This is a genomic window from Streptomyces sp. NPDC050448 (assembly GCF_040655295.1).
Taxonomy (GTDB): domain Bacteria; phylum Actinomycetota; class Actinomycetes; order Streptomycetales; family Streptomycetaceae; genus Streptomyces.
Genome location: NZ_JBFAJR010000013.1, coordinates 36,369 through 51,243, shown reverse-complemented (window position 1 = coordinate 51,243; position 14,875 = coordinate 36,369). Strand labels below are relative to the sequence as shown.

The window sequence follows — 14,875 nt, the reverse complement described above, 5'->3', positions numbered from 1 at the left end:
GTGAGCGGGGAAGTTCCCCAGCCACCCGACCGCTACTTTTCATCTGTACGAGTTCACGCTCTGGACAGTAGCGGTCACCGCCCGTGAACCTGGCGTCCGGGAGGTGACCGCGATGGTGAGCCAGGACGACAGCGGTGACGGCGAGGCAGGACCGGATGGCGGCCTGCGGAACTTCGGCGCGACCGTGAAGGCCTTCCGTAAACGGGCCGAACTCACGCAGGAGCAACTGGCCGAACGGGTCCGGTACTCGGTCCAGTACGTCGGCTCGGTCGAACAGGGACGACGCCATCCGTCCGTGAAGTTCGTGAGCCGGGCGGAGGAGGTTCTGGACGCTTTCGGCGTCATCCGCATCGCTGCCAGGGAGCTGACGCGGAGGAGGGGGCTGGCGTCCTGGTTCAGGCAGTGGGCGGAGCTGGAGGACATCGCGGTCGCGCTCAACACGTACGAGTGCCGCTCGGTCCCTGGCCTCTTACAGACGGAGGCCTACGCGCGCGCCCAGATCGACAACGTCCCTCCCGTGGCCACACCGGGTGAGGCCGAGGCACGCATCATGGCCCGTGCCGAACGACAGAAGCTCCTGGTGCGCACCCCGTACATCGCCTTCAGTTTCATCATCGAGCAGGCGGTGATCGAGCGGCAGACCGGCGGAGCGGAGGTCACGCGTGAGCTGATCGACCACTTGCTGGAGTGCGCGACACTGCCCAACGTCGACATCCAGATCATGCCAACGATCCAACCCCTTCACGCGGGCACCGATGGCCCCTTCCGCCTCCTCGAAACCGAGGACAACGAGTGGCTGGGCTACAGCGAGGGGCAGCAGTCAGGCCTCGTCATCTCCGACCCGAAAGACATCAGCATCCTTCATCAGCGGTATGCCAAACTTCGTATCCAGGCCCTCAATCCCGCTGACAGCACGGGCCTGTTGATGCGAATGCGAGGATCCCTGTGAACAGCTCCCCGTTGCGGTGGTTCAAGAGCAGCTACAGCGGAAGTCAGGGCGACGACTGCCTCGAGGTCGCCCTCTCCTGGCACAAGTCCACGTACAGCGGCAGTCAGGGCGACAGCTGCGTCGAGGTCGCCGCATGCGCCGACGCCGTCCACATCCGGGACTCCAAGCTCACCGCGAGCCCGGAACTGGCCGTGCGCCCGACGACCTGGACGGCTTTCCTCAGCGGGGTCACCGGAGCCTGAGCTTCGGCCCGACGGCGTCGGGAGAGGTGCCGGGGGCTACCCGTCAGTCCCATCGTCGTTCCGGTGCGGGCCGGCCCCTCAAGGGCGCTCCTTCGTCGCGTCGCTTCGCGATGTCGCTGCGCTCCACCCTTGACCGCCCGTCCCACCCCGGAAAGACAAGGACTGTCGGGAAGCCCCCGAAGGAACGGCATGGGGGACAGATGGGCACACGGGTCCATCAGCGATACCGACCGGGGGCCCCTGCCGTCCGCACCCGGCCCACCGGCACCACCGAGCTCGGCCGGCGACGGGGCCGCGGGGAGGCCGCGCCCCCTCCAGGGCCCATGGAAAGCCCTTTCCGGGTCCTGGCAGGGTCAACCCGCACCAGACAGGGAACGGATGACGAGGCGGTGCGGGGTGGGCCCGCAGACGCATCCCATCGCTGCGCGGTCCTCTCGGCTTGGCGTCCGACGACCGTCCGTGGCTGGACATGGGCGCGATCGACTGGTGAAGCGCTGACATCGGTGTTGACATCACTTTCGCCAGAACAGGTGGTGGGTCACGCCGCTCGGGCTGGGCACGACGTCAAGGTGGAACCGGTCGCGCAGCTCATCGGGCGACTCCCAGAGACGCAGTCCGGTCCCGAACTTCACCGGCGAGACCGCTACGTGAAGGGTGTCGACGAGGTCGGCGTCAAGGAACTGCCGGATCGTGGTGACCCCGCCGCCGAGTCGGACGTCCTTGCCCTGCGCCGCCTCCCGCGCCTGCTCCAGGACCGTGGCCGGGTCGGCGTCGACGAAGTGGAACGTGGTGTCGGAGAGCGTGAATGAAGGCCGCTCGTGGTGGGTCATGACGAACACCGGAGTGCGGAACGGCGGCTCGTCGCCCCACCAGCCGCGCCAGTCGTGGTTCTGCCAGGGCCCGCGCTGGGGCCCGAACTTGTTGCGGCCCATGATCTCGGCCCCGATGTTGTGTGCGTAGTCTCGCGTGAAGTAGTCGTCGAGACCGCGGCTCCCACCGGGCTCGGTACGCATGGGCCAGCTCGCCGTGGCGCCGGCCCAGGCGAACAGCTTCCCGGGATCGGCGTGGCCGAACGGCCTCTCGAGGCTCTGGTCCTCGCCGGCACCGATCCCGTCGCTCGAGACGTTGAAGTTCTGGACTCTCAGCAGCTGCACGTGTCCTCCTGTTGCCGACAACAGTGACGAGACTCCCCGGGCCGGGAAAACTCATCGCTGCGTCCCTAAGTCGTGGGCGCCGCCGTTCATGTGTCGATGACGATCGGTGATTTGTTCTCATGCGGGCCAGTTCGATCATGGTTGAATGCTGCGTCGCGGCGCTCGGGGTGATGATGCCGCGCGCTCGCCCTCTCTTCACGATGTGACGCGCGTCATATCGGCCTCATGTCACGAACGGAAGGGCAGCTTGCGTCTGGTGGTCGTCCGCACGGCGGGAACGACCGACACGAAAGAGGCAGCAGAGCGATGAACGCGACAGCAGCGCAGCAGCACGAGGTCCTGGTCCTGGGCGCCGGCTACGCCGGACTCTCCGCCGCGATCCAGCTCGCGGCCCGCACCAAGAAGCGTGGGAACCTGCGAGTGACGCTGGTGAACCCCTACGACACCTTCACCGAGCGGCTCCGACTGCACATGACCGCCACCGGCCAGGAGACGGCCGAGATGAGCATCCCGGAGCTGCTGGACGGCACCGGCGCCGACTTCGTCCGCGGCTGGGTCACGGCTGTGGACACAGGGGCCAAGACCGTCCGGATCGACGACGACCGGGCCCTGCGCTACGACACCCTGGTCTACGGCCTCGGCAGCATCGCGGACACCGTCGCCGTCCCCGGCGTGGACGACCACGCCTACACCCTCAACAGCCCGGAGGACGCCGCCCTCCTCGCCGACCGGCTGACCCGGCTCGACGGCGGGACCGTCGTGGTCTGCGGCAGCGGCCTCACCGGCGTCGAGGCCGCCGCGGAGATCGCCGAGCGGCACCCGGAGCTCCGGGTGGTGCTGCTGGGCCGGCAGGAGCCGGGCGCAAGCATGCACCCGAAGGCCAAGGCCTACCTGGACGCGGCGCTCGCCCGGCTCGGCGTGCGGGTGCGCAGCGGCGTCGAGGTGGCCAAGGTTCTGCCGGACGGCGTCGAGCTCGCGGACGGCTGCGGCATCCCGGCGGCCGCAGTGCTGTGGACCAGCGGCACCCGTGTCTCGCCGCTGGCCGGCGCCGCGGGGCTGACCGTCGACGAGCACGGCCGGGTGGTCACCGACGGCGCACTGCGCTCGGTCTCCCACCCGGACGTCTACGTCGTGGGCGACGCGGCGGCGATCCGTCAGGGCTACGGCGTGATGCACGGGACCTGCCAGAGCGGCATGCCCACCGGCGTGCACGCGGCCCTCTCGATCCTGCGGGTACTGGCCGGCAAGGAGCCCACGCCCTTCCGCTTCGGCTACTACCACACACCCGTCAGCCTGGGCCGCAGCGACGCCGTCGTGCAGTTCACCCGCCCCGACGACAGCCCGCGCCGGATCGTGCTGACCGGCAAGCGGGCCGCGAAGTACAAGGAGACGGTCACCGCCGCGCCGTGGCCGACCTTCGCCCGCATGAAGAAGATGCCCGCCTCGGGCGCGTTCTGGCCGCACGGCGGCCGCTACACCCGGATCAGGAGCGCCAAGTGACCCAGCCGCAGCATGCCGGCCCCGACCAGCTCGCCTTCCAGCAGTACCGCACCCTGCTCTTCTCCGTCGCCTACCGCATCCTCGGCTCCGCCGCCGACGCCGAGGACGTGGTCCAGGACGCGTGGCTCAAGTGGTCGGCGGCCGACCGTTCCCAGGTCGCCGACCCCAAGGCCTACCTGACCCGGATCGTCTCCAACCTGGCGATGGAGCGGCTGCGTTCGACCCGCCACCAGCGCGAGACCTACGTCGGGCCCTGGCTGCCCGAGCCGATCCTCACCAGCCCGGACACCGCCGACGGCGTCACCACGGCGGACTCGGTCTCCATGGCCCTGCTGGTCGTCCTGGAGACGCTGAGCCCCCTGGAGCGCGCGGTCTTCGTGTTGAAGGAGGTCTTCGCCTTCAGCTATGCGGAGATCGCTCAGGCGGTGGAACGCTCGGAGACGGCGGTCCGGCAGGCCGCGCACCGCGCCCGCGAGCACGTCCAGGCCCGCCGGCCCCGGTTCACCGCGGACCGCGCCCGCCAACGCGACGTCACCGAGCGTTTCTTTGCCGCGACGACGGGCGGCGACATCAACACCCTCATGGAGCTGCTCTCCCCGGACGTGACGCTGTGGACCGACGGCGGTGGCAAGGTCCGCCAGGCCCTGAAGCCGGTCATCGGCCTGGAGACCGTGGCCCGTTGGTTCGCCGCGCTCGGCACCGTGACCTACCAGGGCATCGAGCCCGGACAGATGCAGGCAGAGCTCACCTGGATCAACGGCGGCCCGGGCGTGGTCTTCCGCGGACCAGACCGCGTGATCGCCACGCTGACCTTCGACTTCGACTCGGAAGGCCGCATCTCGACCATCCACAACGTGGCCAACCCCGACAAGCTCCACGCCGTCGCCGACGGCACTCGGCACGCACTCTCCTGAACCGCCCGATCGATATCGGCGCGCCGGCTCGGCGCGGTTCACCCACCCCCTACACGGGCGGCGTGGCTCGACTCGGGGCAGAAGCCCGTGCTGCCAGCGACCGGATCGCGAACGCGACGGTCGCGGCGGCAGCAACCATCCCGACCCCGAACACCACCGTCATGCCGGTCCCGGTCCACCCGCGCAGACGCGCCGCACCGGAGGTGGCCAACATGACGCCCATGCACAGCAGCATCGGCAGTTGACGGTTGCGCGGGAGGCGCTTGGCCTCATCCCGCCGCCGGCCGCGCACGAAGAGCACCGCGACCTCCAGAAGGAGCGCGACACCCACCGCGAGGCCAAGCCAGGCAGAGCTTGCAGAGAACATGTTGGTCATCATGAGGCTGTCGCTCCTGGAAACACAACGCCCGGACCCGGAGTATCACGCCCAAGCGCAGCCCAGATCCCGAAGCCACCGACGATTGAATTGATCGTCGTTCTCCGCTCCCCCTCACGTCCGCATCGCCCGGCCCTCCACCGGCCGGCCGGGGTGCGGGCGGACGTGCGGGCGCCGGTGCGGTGCTCTAGCGTCGGAAGGGCGGGGGTGACCGATGCGTCGAGCCGGTCGCCCCCCGGAGTGCCTGCTCCGCGCCGCCCCCGCCCGTGGTCCGGCGCACTCGCGGATCGCGTGACCGACCGAGAGAGCAGGTGCATCCGCATGCGTCCGTCGGCCCGTATCCCCGGCATCCTCGCCGGCCTGGTCCTCGCCGCCGGCGGCGTCCTCTTCGCCGCCCCGGCCGCCACCGCCGCCCCCACCAGCATCCAGGACTGCGAGCAGTACCTCGTGCAGCACGGCAAGCAGGTCACGGACGCCGTCGGGCAGGCGTGCTACGAGGGCCAGATCGGCAACCAGACCAGCTGCGCCGCGAGCCTCCAGGCGGCCGGCATCTCCGCGAACGTCGCGAGCGGGGCCTGCCGCGCGGCTCACTAGGAGCGCGGCCAGAACTGGGCCAGCGCCACCTCCTTGTACGGCGCCGGGCTCACGCTCAGGTCCCCCGCGAACGGCCGGTCCAGGACCATCACCAGCAGCAGCCCGCCCCAAGACCCGGCCCGGGGCCCGCCGCCCCCGAGCCGGATCAGCGGGCCACCGGGGTCTTCGGCAGCCCCTGCAGGGCGCTGCCCGCGCCGATGAGCGAGGAGTCGGTGGCCTTGGTGGCGGACCCGGCGGCGGAGGCGGTCACGGCCACGGCCGTCTTCGTGTCCTGCACGGCCTGGGCCGGGTGGTCGACGACGTCGCCGACGCGGTGGGCGAGCGGGGCGGCCGCCTCGAGGGTGGGCCCGTCGGCGTGGGCGGCGACGGGGGTGAGAACGAGGGCGGCGCCACTGGTGAGGACCAGGGCGGCAAGGCGGCGCTTCATGGGGTTCATACCGTGCAGAACGACCCGCCGGGACCCCGGTCACCGCCCGACCCCACTTCGGGGTGGCCATCTGGCGTCCTGCCCGAGATCGTCGCCGAGTTCGGCGACGATCAGTACGTCCTGGGCTGAGCCGTCCGGTGAGGAAGGCCAGGTGCGGGCAGCGGCCCGCGCCCGGCCCCCTGGCCCGGCCCTGTCCGGCCGTTCAGCCACCCGCCCAGACGATCGACTGCATCTCGCTGTACGCGTGCAGCGCGTACGAACCCACGTCGCGGCCGACGCCCGAGCGCTTGAAGCCGCCGAACGGGGCTTCCATGTTCCGGCCGATCGTGTTCACGCCGACCCCGCCCGCCCGCAGCCGGCGCGCCACCCGGAAGGCGCGCGCCGCGTCCCCGGACCACACGTAGCTCAGCAGGCCGAAATCGCTGTCGTTGGCCAGGGCCACGGCCTCGTCCTCGCCGCCGTCGAAGGGGACGACCACGACCACCGGGCCGAAGATCTCCTCGCGGACCACCCGCATGTCGTTCGTGCAGTCCACCAGCAGGGTGGGGGCCACGTAGAAGCCGCGGCCGTCCCCGACCACCGGGCGTTCGCCGCCGTACGCGATGCGCGCGCCCTCCTTCCGCCCGAGCTCGATGTACGACTCCACCCGGTCCCGGTGCGCCGCCGAGATCACCGGGCCGACCACCGTGCCCGCCACTGCCGGGTCGCCGACCTTCATGAAGGCCAGGTAGCCGGTCAGCTTCCCGATCAGCTGCTCGTAGACAGCCCGGTGGGCGATCACCCGGGTCGGGGCGGTGCAGATCTGGCCGCTGTAGAAGGAGAAGGTGGTGCCGATCCCCATCACCGCCGCGTCCAGGTCGGCGTCGTCGAAGACGATCGCCGCGCCCTTGCCGCCGAGCTCCATGAGCTGCCGCTTCATCGAACGGCCGCACACCTCCGCGATGCGCTGCCCGACGCCCGTGGAGCCGGTGAACGACACCATGTCCACGTACGGGGAGTCCACCGCGGCCTCGCCGACCTCGACCGAGGTACCGCAGACCACGTTCACCACGCCGGCCGGGACGCCCGCCTCGTGCAGGGCCTGCGCCATCTTGAACACCGACAGCGGATCCTGCGGGGCCGGCTTCACCACCACCGTGTTGCCCATGGCCAGGGCCGGGGCCACCTTGCCCGCCGGGTTCGCCCAGGGGTTGTTGTACGAGGTGATGCAGGTGACCACGCCGACCGGCTGGCGCACCTCCAGCGCCCCCAGGATGCTCGCCTTCCCCATCGGGCCGGCCTCGGTGACCTGCGGCGGCAGGGCGCGCTCCACCGGTTCGAGGGCGCCCTTCGCGTACCGCCGGAAGCGGGAGACCCCGACCCCGACCTGCATCCCGCGGGCGATCCCGGTCGGTGCGCCCGTCTCGGCCCGGGCGAGGGCGGCCCACGGCTCGTACGCGCGCTGCATGACGTCCGCGGCCCGGTCCAGGATCGCCGCCCGCTCCTCGGGGGCCGTCCGGGACCAGCCCTCGAAGGCGTCCGCCGCCGCCCGCGCCGCCTCCTCGACCTGTCCGCGCGAGGCCTCCGGCGCGAGCCCGACCACCGACTCGTCCGCCGGGTTGACCACCTCGTAGTGCCCGGCGGCCGGCTCCACCCACTCGCCGCCGATGTACAGCCGCTGCCGTACGGGCTCGCTCATCGGGTACTCACCGTCCTCGTGTCCCGGCCCGAGCGGAGCACGATCCCGGGGATCGCCCCCGTGATCTCGTCGTCGCGGATGGTCTCCACGCCGTTGACGCGGACGGACACGATCCCGATCGCGCGGGCGTCCAGCCGCGGGCTGTCGCCGGGCAGGTCGTGCACGAGCGTCGCGGGCCCGGCCTCGATCCGCTCCGGGTCGAAGAGCACCAGGTCCGCGTGGAAGCCCTCGGCGATCCTGCCGCGCTCGCGCAGCCCGAACAGCTGCGCCGGGTCGTCGGTGAGCATCTTCACCGCCTGCTCCAGCGGCACCAGCTTGCGGCCGCGCAGGCAGTCCCCGAGGAAGCGGGTCGTGTACGGGGCCCCGCACATGCGGTCCAGGTGCGCGCCGGCGTCGGAGCCGCCGAGCATGACGTCCTCGTGCTGCCAGGTCTCGGCGCGCAGGGCCCAGCTCGCCGGGTCGTTGTCGGTCGGCATGGGCCAGAGCACCGTGCGCAGGCCGTCGTTGGCGCAGATCTCGACCAGGCACTGGAAGGGGTCCTGGCCGCGCTCGGCGGCGATGTCGTTCACGACCCGGCCGGACAGGCCCTCGTTCTCCTTGCTGTACGTGTCCCCGATGACGTAGCGGCCGAAGTGGGCGAGGCGCCGGAAGACCCCGGCCTCCTTGCTGTCGGCTCGGCGCAGCATCTCGGCGCGTACGCCGGCGTCGCGCAGCTTCGCGATCCGCTCGGGCACGGGCAGGGCGAGGATCTCGCCCCAGCCGGGGATCAGGTTCAGCGCGCAGAAGGTGCCGAGGGACATGTTCATGGGGGTGAGGATCGGCATGGTCAGCGCGACGATGCGGCCACCGGCCTTGCGGGCGCGCTCGCTCGGTATGAGCTGGCGGGGCACCCGTTCGGGGACGGCGGCGTCGATGGTGAGGACGTTCCAGTTCAGGGGGCGGCCGGCGGCGGCGCTCATCTCGACGAAGAGGTCGATCTCCTCGTCGGCGAACTGGTCGAGGCAGCCGGCGACGATCGCTTCGAGCTGGGTGCCTTCGTGTTCGGCGACGGCTTTCGACAGCGCGATCAGCTCGGCGGGCTTGGCGTGGCGGGAGGCGACGGGGGCGCCGTCGCCGTCGGAGTGGGTGGCGGACTGGGTGGTCGACAGGCCCCAGGCGCCGGCGTCCATGGCGTCGTGGAGGAGTTCGAGCATCTGCTGCATCTGCTCGGGGGTGGGCTGGCCGCCCACGGCGTCCGCGCCCATGACGTGCCGGCGCAGTGCGCAGTGGCCGACCATGAAGCCGGCGTTGACGGCGATCCGCCCTTCGAGGGCGTCGAGGTACTCGCCGAAGCCGGACCAGGTCCAGTCGACGCCTTCCTCGAGGGCCTTGAGGGCCATGCCTTCGACCTTGCTCATCATGCGGCGGGTGTAGTCGGCGTCCTCGGGGCGGTCGGGGTGCAGCGGGGCCAGGGTGAACCCGCAGTTGCCGCCGGCGACGGTGGTGACTCCGTGGTTCATGGAGGGGGTCGCGTACGGGTCCCAGAACAGCTGGGCGTCGTAGTGCGTGTGGGGGTCGACGAACCCGGGGCACAGCACGAGCCCGTGCGCGTCCTCGCTGGTCCGGGCCTCTTCGGTGATGCTGCCGGGCTCGCCGATGGCGGCGATCCGCCCGTCCCGGATCCCGACGTCGGAGGTGAACGCGGGGCATCCCGTCCCGTCCACGACGGTGGCTCCCCTGATCAGGTGGTCGAGCATGACGTCCCTTCTTCCGTTGACGGATGCGGGCCCGGCCGGGGTGCGCACGGCGGGCCGCCGCCGTACGCACCCCGGCCGGTTCCGCGTGGGGGCGGGGCCCCCCGGGACGGCGGTCCGGGAAGACGCCGTCCCCGCTCTCCTCCACCCGTCAGGCGCCGGCGGCGTCCCGGAAGCGGGTGGTGCGGTGGACCGGGTCCGTGTCGATCTCCGGGATGACGTGCTCGCCGATGAGCTTGACGGTGGTCATCGTGTCCTCGTACGAGACGCCGGTCGGCAGGCCGAACGACAGCTGGTCGGCGCCCGCCTGCTCCCAGCGCTTGCACTGCGCGAGCACCTCGGACGGGTCCCCGCAGATCAGCAGCTCCTCGGCGATCAGCAGCTCGATGATCTCCGCGTTGTACTCGGGCAGCGTCTCGGGCCACTGCGGGATCGCCTCGGGCCGCGGGAAGGTGTCGTGGTAGCGGAAGACCAGCGACTGGAAGCGGTTCATGTTCGCGTTGACCGCGATCTCCACCGCCTTGTCGTGCGTCTCGGCGCAGATCGCCGTCGAGGTGACCATGACGTTGTCGTTGACGAACGCGCCGATGGCCTTGGCCTCCTGGATGGCCGTCTTGTACTGCTCCAGCACCCACTCCATGTCGGAGACCTTCTGGACGCTGAACCCGAGGACGCCGAGGCCCTTCTTCGCCGCCATCGCGTACGAGGAGGGGGAGCCGGCGGCGTACCACATGGCCGGGTGGGCCTTGCCGTACGGCTTGGGGAAGATCTTCCGCGGCGGCAGCGACCAGTGCTTGCCCTGGAACCCCTCGTATTCCTCCTGGAGGAACATCTTGGGGAACTCGGCGATGGTCTCCTCCCAGATCTCCTTGGTGTGGTTCATGTCCGTGATGCCGGGCAGGAAGCCGAGGATCTCGTGGCTGCCCGCGCCGCGGCCGGTGCCGAACTCGAAGCGGCCCTTGGAGAGGTGGTCGAGCATGGTGACCTTCTCGGCCACCTTGACCGGGTGGTTCACCGGGGCGAGCGGGTTGAAGATGCCGGAGCCGAGGTGGATGCGCTCGGTGGCGTGGGCGAGGTACGCGAGGAACACCTCGTTCGCCGACAGGTGCGAGTACTCCTCCAGGAAGTGGTGCTCGGAGGCCCAGGCGTACTTGAAGCCGGACTTGTCGGCCTGGATGACGTACTCGGTCTCCTCGATCAGCGCCTTGTGCTCTGCCTCGGGGTCGACCTTGGACCGCGCCTCAGGCACGTATCCCTGCACGAAGAGCCCGAATTCCAAGGGGGTTCACCGTCCTTTGGTTTCTGACGTGTCGTCAGATTCGATGGGTCGACTGTTCCACCGCGGGAGCGGGAGCGTCAATACCTGACGCTCCATCAGATCAGGCCCGGGGGCGGACTAGAGGATGCTGACGCCCGCCATCCAGCCGCCGTCGATGACGAACGGCTGCCCGGTGATGTACGAGGAGTCCTCGCTGCTCAGGAACAGGGCCAGCTTGGCGATCTCGTCGGGCCGGCCCACCCGCCCCATCGGCACGACCCGCCGGTAGAGCTCCGCCATGGCGTCCCGGGCCTCGTCGCTCATGTTCGCCGGGTCCAGCAGGCCGGGATTGGCCATCGGGGTGTCCACGGCGCCCGGGCACATCGCGTTGACCCGGATGCCCTTGGCGGCCAGCTCCAGCGCGGCCACCCGGGTCAGACCGACGATCGCCGCCTTGGTCGCCGCGTACGAGCCGACGTAGGCCATGCCCGTCAGGCCCGTGTACGAGGAGGTGTTGACGATGGTGCCGCCGCCGGCCGCCTCGATCTCGGGGGCGACGGTCTTGATGCCGAGGAACGCGCCGACCTGGTTGACCTGGACCAGCTGCTGGAACTCCGCCAGGGGGGTCGAGACCAGCTCGTTGAAGCGCAGGATGCCCGCGTTGTTGACCAGGCCGTCGATCGGGCCGAAGGCCTCCTTGGCGGCCGCGACGGCGGCCGCCCAGTCCTCCTCCCGGCTCACGTCCAGCCGTACGTACCGGGCGCGGTCCTCGCCTATCTCCTTGGCGACGGCGGCGCCCTGCTCGTCCAGTACGTCGCCGATGAGAACCTTGGCGCCCTCGGCGGCGAAGAGGCGGGCCTCCTGCTCGCCCTGGCCGCGCGCCGCGCCCGTGATGACGACGACGCGCCCGTCCAGCTTGCCCATGGTCATGCTCCTGATCGTCTCGGCCTAAGCGTTGAGGAGGGGGCCGACCTCGGCCCCGAAGGCGGTGATCTGGTCCGTCAGCTCGGCGCGGTCGCGGCTGCGGAAGCGGACCTGGATCTGGTCCACGCCGAGCGCCCCGTACTCCCGCAGGGACTCGGCGAGCGCCTCCGCCTTGCCGGTGAGGGTGCGGCGGCCGGTGTCCCAGCCGGGCTCGCCGACGTACAGCGCCTCGGTGATCGCGCCGAACTCGATGGGGTCCGTGACCCCGGCCGCGGCGCGGAGCTCCTTGATCCGGGCGATCTGGCCCGGCAGCCTGTCGCGCGGGTCGCCCTGCGGGAGCCAGCCGTCGCCGCGCACGGCGGCCCGGCGCACGGCGGCGGGCGAGGAGCCGCCGACCCAGACGGGGATGCGGGCCTGGGCGGGGCGCGGCCGCTGGCCGAGGTCCTTGAAGGAGAACAGCTCACCCTCGAACTCCGGGTACTCCTCGGGTCCGAGGGCGGCGCGCAGCGCGTCCAGGGTCTCGTCGAGGACGGCCCCGCGACCGGCGAAGTCGGCGCCGAGGATCTCGAACTCCTCCTGCACGTGCCCCGCGCCGACGCCGAGGATCAGCCGGCCGCCCGAGAGGTGGTCGACGGTGGCGTACTGCTTGGCGCTGAGCAGCGGGTGGCGCAGGCCCAGGATCGCCACGTGGCTCAGCAGCCGTACGCGCGCGGTGATCCCGGCGAGGAAGGCGAGGGTGGCCACCGGGTCGTACCAGACGGTGCTCATGGGTCCGGCGAGCCGCCGCGGGATGGCCACGTGGTCGCAGGTGGCGATGTACCCGAAGCCGGCCCGGTCGGCGGCCCGAGCCACCTCGGCGAGGTCGAGGGCGGTGGCCGCAGCCTCCCAGGGCTCGGCGTAGATGGTGCTCTGCGACTGGATCGGGAGCTGCATCCCGTAGACCAGCCGGCCTTCCGCAAACACGCGTGCCATGCCGCCTCCGCTTCGTCTTCCGCCGTTGCCTTCGCCTTCATCGCGGCCGCCGCGGCGTCCTGCCGGCGCCGGGGGCCATCGTCGTAGCTGACGATCCGTCAGGCAAGGGGGTGGGCGGATCCATCCGTCCGGGTGTTGCACGCGGTCCTGCTCAGTGCGTGGTGGACGCACTGGTCATCGCCACCGCCACCCTCTCGTCCGGGCACGCGAAGGTGGCCTCCTCCGATGGGTCCCACGTACCGAAGCTGTGCGCGGCTGCGTCCGTCGGGCGGCCCTCACCGGTGCAGTGGGTACGCGTCTGAGCGCTGCGCGGGGTCTTTGCCGGGAGGTGGGCAGCCCTTAGGGTGCCGCGGGTGGATCTGATTCTGACGCTGGTCAGCGGGGTGGCGTGGACCGTCGTGTACGTCGAGGCGATCCGGGTCGGGCTGCGGGACCGCACGTACGCGATGCCGGTGGCCGCGCTCGCGCTGAACTTCGCGTGGGAGTCGATCTATACCGCGGGCGAGTTCATGGACGGGGTCTCCCCGCAGGGGGTCGTCAATGCCGTGTGGGCGGTCGCCGACATCGCGATCACCTGGACGTACCTGCGGTTCGGGCGGGACGAGCTGCCCGAGTTCGTGACACGGGCCCTGTTCGCGGCGTGGAGCGTGCTCGTGTTCGGCACCGGATTCGCCGTGCAGTGGCTGTTCCTCGCACACTTCGGGGCGCACGACGCGACCCGGTACGCGGCGTTCCTGCAGAACCTGCTGATGTCCGGGCTGTTCATCGCCCTCTACGCCGACCGGCGCGGGCCGCGCGGGCAGTCCCTCGTGATCGCCGTCGCCAAGTGGCTGGGCACGCTCGCCCCGACCCTGCTCTTCGGGGTCGTCGAGGACTCGCCGTTCATCCTCGGGCTCGGCATCATGTGCAGCGTCTTCGACCTGGCGTACATCGGGCTGCTCCTGCGCGGCCGGGCCGCGCCCGCCGGAAGCCGGACGGCCGGAAGCCGGCCGGTCAGAAGCCGGCCGGTCCCATCACGATGACCGGCTTCGCCGCCGGGTCCAGGGTGGTCAGGAGCTTCTTCATGGCCTCCTTCGGGATGCCGATGCACCCCTGCGAGGGGCCGTCGTGGTCGACGTGGAGCCAGATGCCGCCGCCCTTGTCCTCGCCCTCCGGCCTGGCCAGGTCCAGCGGGGAGACCCCGAGCCGGCGGTTGTAGTCGATCGCGATGACGTACTCGAAGGCGCCGGCGAGGGACTCGCCGTTCACGCCCCGGCCGGTGGGGACGAAGAGCCGGTTGCGGTCGTACGGGAACTTCGTGCCCGGCGGCTTCGCCAGCAGACCGCCGGCGTCGGACAGGGTGAACACGCCCACGGGGCTGGTGAGGTCCCCGTCCTCGCGTTCGACGGACGACCAGCCGTTGGCGCCGTTGCGCGCGGGCCAGCTGTCGGTCCGGACCCAGTCGGCGCCGGCCGCCGGCCGCGTGTAGAGGGCCACCGTGGACTCCGAGGAGTCCCTCCTCTTGCCGGTGACCAGGACGAGCTGGCGGGCGGTCGCCGGGATCCGGTCGGAGGTCTCCTCACTGACGCCGGTCAGGCCCTCGGCGGGGCCGCCGCCCGGGGCCGTGGGGGCGGCCGGGGCGCCGGGGGCGCCGCGTACCCGGCGGGCGGCCCGAGCGTCGCCGGCGAGGCTCTTGGCACCGGCGGTACCGGTGGCACCCGCCGCGGCGGGCGCGTCCCCCGGGCGGTCTGCGGTCAGGGCCTGGGTCGTCCCAGCGGGGGTGCCCTCCTGGGTCGCGTACACCCATCCGGCCCCCAAGACCAGCACGCCCAGGGCGGCGGCGACGGCGATCCGCCGGGGCGGACGGATGCTGCCCAACGTGCGGGGACTGCGGGAGCCGGCGCGGGGGTGCTTGCTCATGTCTGCGACGGTACACACGCGATCATCAGTGATTCCTGAGGCGAGGCCGTCCGGTGCGGCGCGGGTGTCGCCGGAAAGCGGACCCGGCCCGTCAGCCCGGCGCGCCGCCGGGCCGGGCATGCCTGCGCGCATGCCTGCGGGCCCGCCCCTCCGCGGCCGGGGCGCCCCGGCGTGGCGGGGGGCCCCGCCGGGGGGCGCCCGGGGGGGCGGGGCCGCGCGGCGGGGGGGCGGGTCGCCGGGGAGCGCCCGGGCCGC

At 71.6% G+C, this 14,875-nt stretch carries 16 protein-coding genes; 7 read left to right on the top strand and 9 right to left on the bottom strand.

All coding sequences use genetic code 11. The features are described from left to right. Window positions 1-112: 112 nt before the first annotated feature. Complete coding sequence (locus tag AB0I68_RS17675; protein WP_363178219.1) at window positions 113-949, top strand: helix-turn-helix transcriptional regulator; 837 nt, start codon at window positions 113-115, stop codon at window positions 947-949. Further along, the gene (locus AB0I68_RS17670; RefSeq protein WP_363178218.1) at window positions 946-1,191 is read left to right on the top strand and encodes a DUF397 domain-containing protein; all 246 of its coding nucleotides are present in this window, start codon (window positions 946-948) and stop codon (window positions 1,189-1,191) included. Before AB0I68_RS17675 ends, AB0I68_RS17670 begins: the two co-directional genes overlap by 4 nt. Window positions 1,192-1,703: 512 nt before the next feature. Here AB0I68_RS17670 and AB0I68_RS17665 read toward each other — a convergent pair. After that, window positions 1,704-2,345: a dihydrofolate reductase family protein gene (locus tag AB0I68_RS17665; protein ID WP_363178217.1), complete on the bottom strand. Its 642-nt coding sequence runs from the start codon at window positions 2,343-2,345 to the stop codon at window positions 1,704-1,706. A gap of 306 nt (window positions 2,346-2,651) precedes the next feature. Here AB0I68_RS17665 and AB0I68_RS17660 point away from each other — a divergent pair, with 306 nt between their 5' ends. Beyond that, on the top strand, window positions 2,652-3,845 hold the full coding sequence (locus AB0I68_RS17660) for an FAD-dependent oxidoreductase (protein WP_363178216.1): 1,194 nt from the start codon (window positions 2,652-2,654) through the stop codon (window positions 3,843-3,845). Then, complete coding sequence (locus AB0I68_RS17655; RefSeq protein ID WP_363178215.1) at window positions 3,842-4,759, top strand: RNA polymerase sigma-70 factor; 918 nt, start codon at window positions 3,842-3,844, stop codon at window positions 4,757-4,759. Before AB0I68_RS17660 ends, AB0I68_RS17655 begins: the two co-directional genes overlap by 4 nt. 49 nt (window positions 4,760-4,808) lie before the next feature. Here the strand turns inward: AB0I68_RS17655 and AB0I68_RS17650 are convergent, their stop codons facing one another. Then, the gene (locus tag AB0I68_RS17650) at window positions 4,809-5,138 is read right to left on the bottom strand and encodes a hypothetical protein (RefSeq protein WP_363178214.1); all 330 of its coding nucleotides are present in this window, start codon (window positions 5,136-5,138) and stop codon (window positions 4,809-4,811) included. A gap of 318 nt (window positions 5,139-5,456) precedes the next feature. Here AB0I68_RS17650 and AB0I68_RS17645 point away from each other — a divergent pair, with 318 nt between their 5' ends. After that, entirely contained in the window at window positions 5,457-5,729 is a 273-nt protein-coding gene (locus AB0I68_RS17645; RefSeq protein WP_363178213.1) for a hypothetical protein, read from the top strand. 145 nt (window positions 5,730-5,874) lie between these two features. Here the strand turns inward: AB0I68_RS17645 and AB0I68_RS17640 are convergent, their stop codons facing one another. From AB0I68_RS17640 to AB0I68_RS17615, 6 genes are all read right to left on the bottom strand, one after another. Further along, entirely contained in the window at window positions 5,875-6,156 is a 282-nt protein-coding gene (locus AB0I68_RS17640; protein ID WP_363178212.1) for a hypothetical protein, read from the bottom strand. A 202-nt stretch (window positions 6,157-6,358) separates the two neighbouring features. Next, window positions 6,359-7,834, bottom strand: coding sequence for an aldehyde dehydrogenase family protein (locus tag AB0I68_RS17635; RefSeq protein WP_363178211.1), 1,476 nt, complete (start codon window positions 7,832-7,834; stop codon window positions 6,359-6,361). Then, window positions 7,831-9,570, bottom strand: coding sequence for a D-aminoacylase (locus tag AB0I68_RS17630; RefSeq protein ID WP_363178210.1), 1,740 nt, complete (start codon window positions 9,568-9,570; stop codon window positions 7,831-7,833). The genes AB0I68_RS17635 and AB0I68_RS17630 overlap by 4 nt, the downstream gene beginning before the upstream one ends. Window positions 9,571-9,718: 148 nt before the next feature. Next, window positions 9,719-10,846, bottom strand: a complete 1,128-nt coding sequence (locus AB0I68_RS17625; RefSeq protein WP_363178208.1) for an LLM class flavin-dependent oxidoreductase — start codon at window positions 10,844-10,846, stop codon at window positions 9,719-9,721. 117 nt (window positions 10,847-10,963) lie between these two features. Further along, complete coding sequence (locus AB0I68_RS17620; RefSeq protein WP_363178348.1) at window positions 10,964-11,749, bottom strand: glucose 1-dehydrogenase; 786 nt, start codon at window positions 11,747-11,749, stop codon at window positions 10,964-10,966. Window positions 11,750-11,773: 24 nt separating this feature from the next. Then, the gene (locus AB0I68_RS17615; RefSeq protein ID WP_363178207.1) at window positions 11,774-12,721 is read right to left on the bottom strand and encodes an LLM class F420-dependent oxidoreductase; all 948 of its coding nucleotides are present in this window, start codon (window positions 12,719-12,721) and stop codon (window positions 11,774-11,776) included. 158 nt (window positions 12,722-12,879) lie between these two features. Between AB0I68_RS17615 and AB0I68_RS17610 the strand changes: the two genes are divergently transcribed. After that, window positions 12,880-13,023 carry a hypothetical protein gene (locus AB0I68_RS17610; RefSeq protein WP_363178206.1) on the top strand — a complete coding sequence of 48 codons (144 nt, stop codon included), beginning with the start codon at window positions 12,880-12,882 and terminating at the stop codon, window positions 13,021-13,023. A gap of 51 nt (window positions 13,024-13,074) precedes the next feature. Beyond that, entirely contained in the window at window positions 13,075-13,743 is a 669-nt protein-coding gene (locus AB0I68_RS17605; protein WP_363178205.1) for a hypothetical protein, read from the top strand. On the opposite strand, the gene AB0I68_RS17600 is transcribed toward AB0I68_RS17605, so the two are convergent. Continuing rightward, window positions 13,715-14,620 carry a L,D-transpeptidase family protein gene (locus tag AB0I68_RS17600; RefSeq protein WP_363178204.1) on the bottom strand — a complete coding sequence of 302 codons (906 nt, stop codon included), beginning with the start codon at window positions 14,618-14,620 and terminating at the stop codon, window positions 13,715-13,717. The genes AB0I68_RS17605 and AB0I68_RS17600 overlap by 29 nt on opposite strands. Between the last annotated feature and the right edge of the window lie 255 nt (window positions 14,621-14,875).

Bases quoted from the DNA above. Each gene is read 5' to 3' on its own strand.
- AB0I68_RS17675 (WP_363178219.1), top strand. From the start codon at position 113: ATGGTGAGCCAGGACGACAGCGGTGACGGCGAGGCAGGACCGGATGGC.
- AB0I68_RS17660 (WP_363178216.1), top strand. From the start codon at position 2,652: ATGAACGCGACAGCAGCGCAGCAGCACGAGGTCCTGGTCCTGGGCGCC.
- AB0I68_RS17650 (WP_363178214.1), bottom strand. From the start codon at position 5,138: ATGATGACCAACATGTTCTCTGCAAGCTCTGCCTGGCTTGGCCTCGCG.
- AB0I68_RS17645 (WP_363178213.1), top strand. From the start codon at position 5,457: ATGCGTCCGTCGGCCCGTATCCCCGGCATCCTCGCCGGCCTGGTCCTC.
- AB0I68_RS17640 (WP_363178212.1), bottom strand. From the start codon at position 6,156: ATGAAGCGCCGCCTTGCCGCCCTGGTCCTCACCAGTGGCGCCGCCCTC.
- AB0I68_RS17635 (WP_363178211.1), bottom strand. From the start codon at position 7,834: ATGAGCGAGCCCGTACGGCAGCGGCTGTACATCGGCGGCGAGTGGGTG.
- AB0I68_RS17630 (WP_363178210.1), bottom strand. From the start codon at position 9,570: ATGCTCGACCACCTGATCAGGGGAGCCACCGTCGTGGACGGGACGGGA.
- AB0I68_RS17620 (WP_363178348.1), bottom strand. From the start codon at position 11,749: ATGGGCAAGCTGGACGGGCGCGTCGTCGTCATCACGGGCGCGGCGCGC.
- AB0I68_RS17615 (WP_363178207.1), bottom strand. From the start codon at position 12,721: ATGGCACGCGTGTTTGCGGAAGGCCGGCTGGTCTACGGGATGCAGCTC.
- AB0I68_RS17600 (WP_363178204.1), bottom strand. From the start codon at position 14,620: ATGAGCAAGCACCCCCGCGCCGGCTCCCGCAGTCCCCGCACGTTGGGC.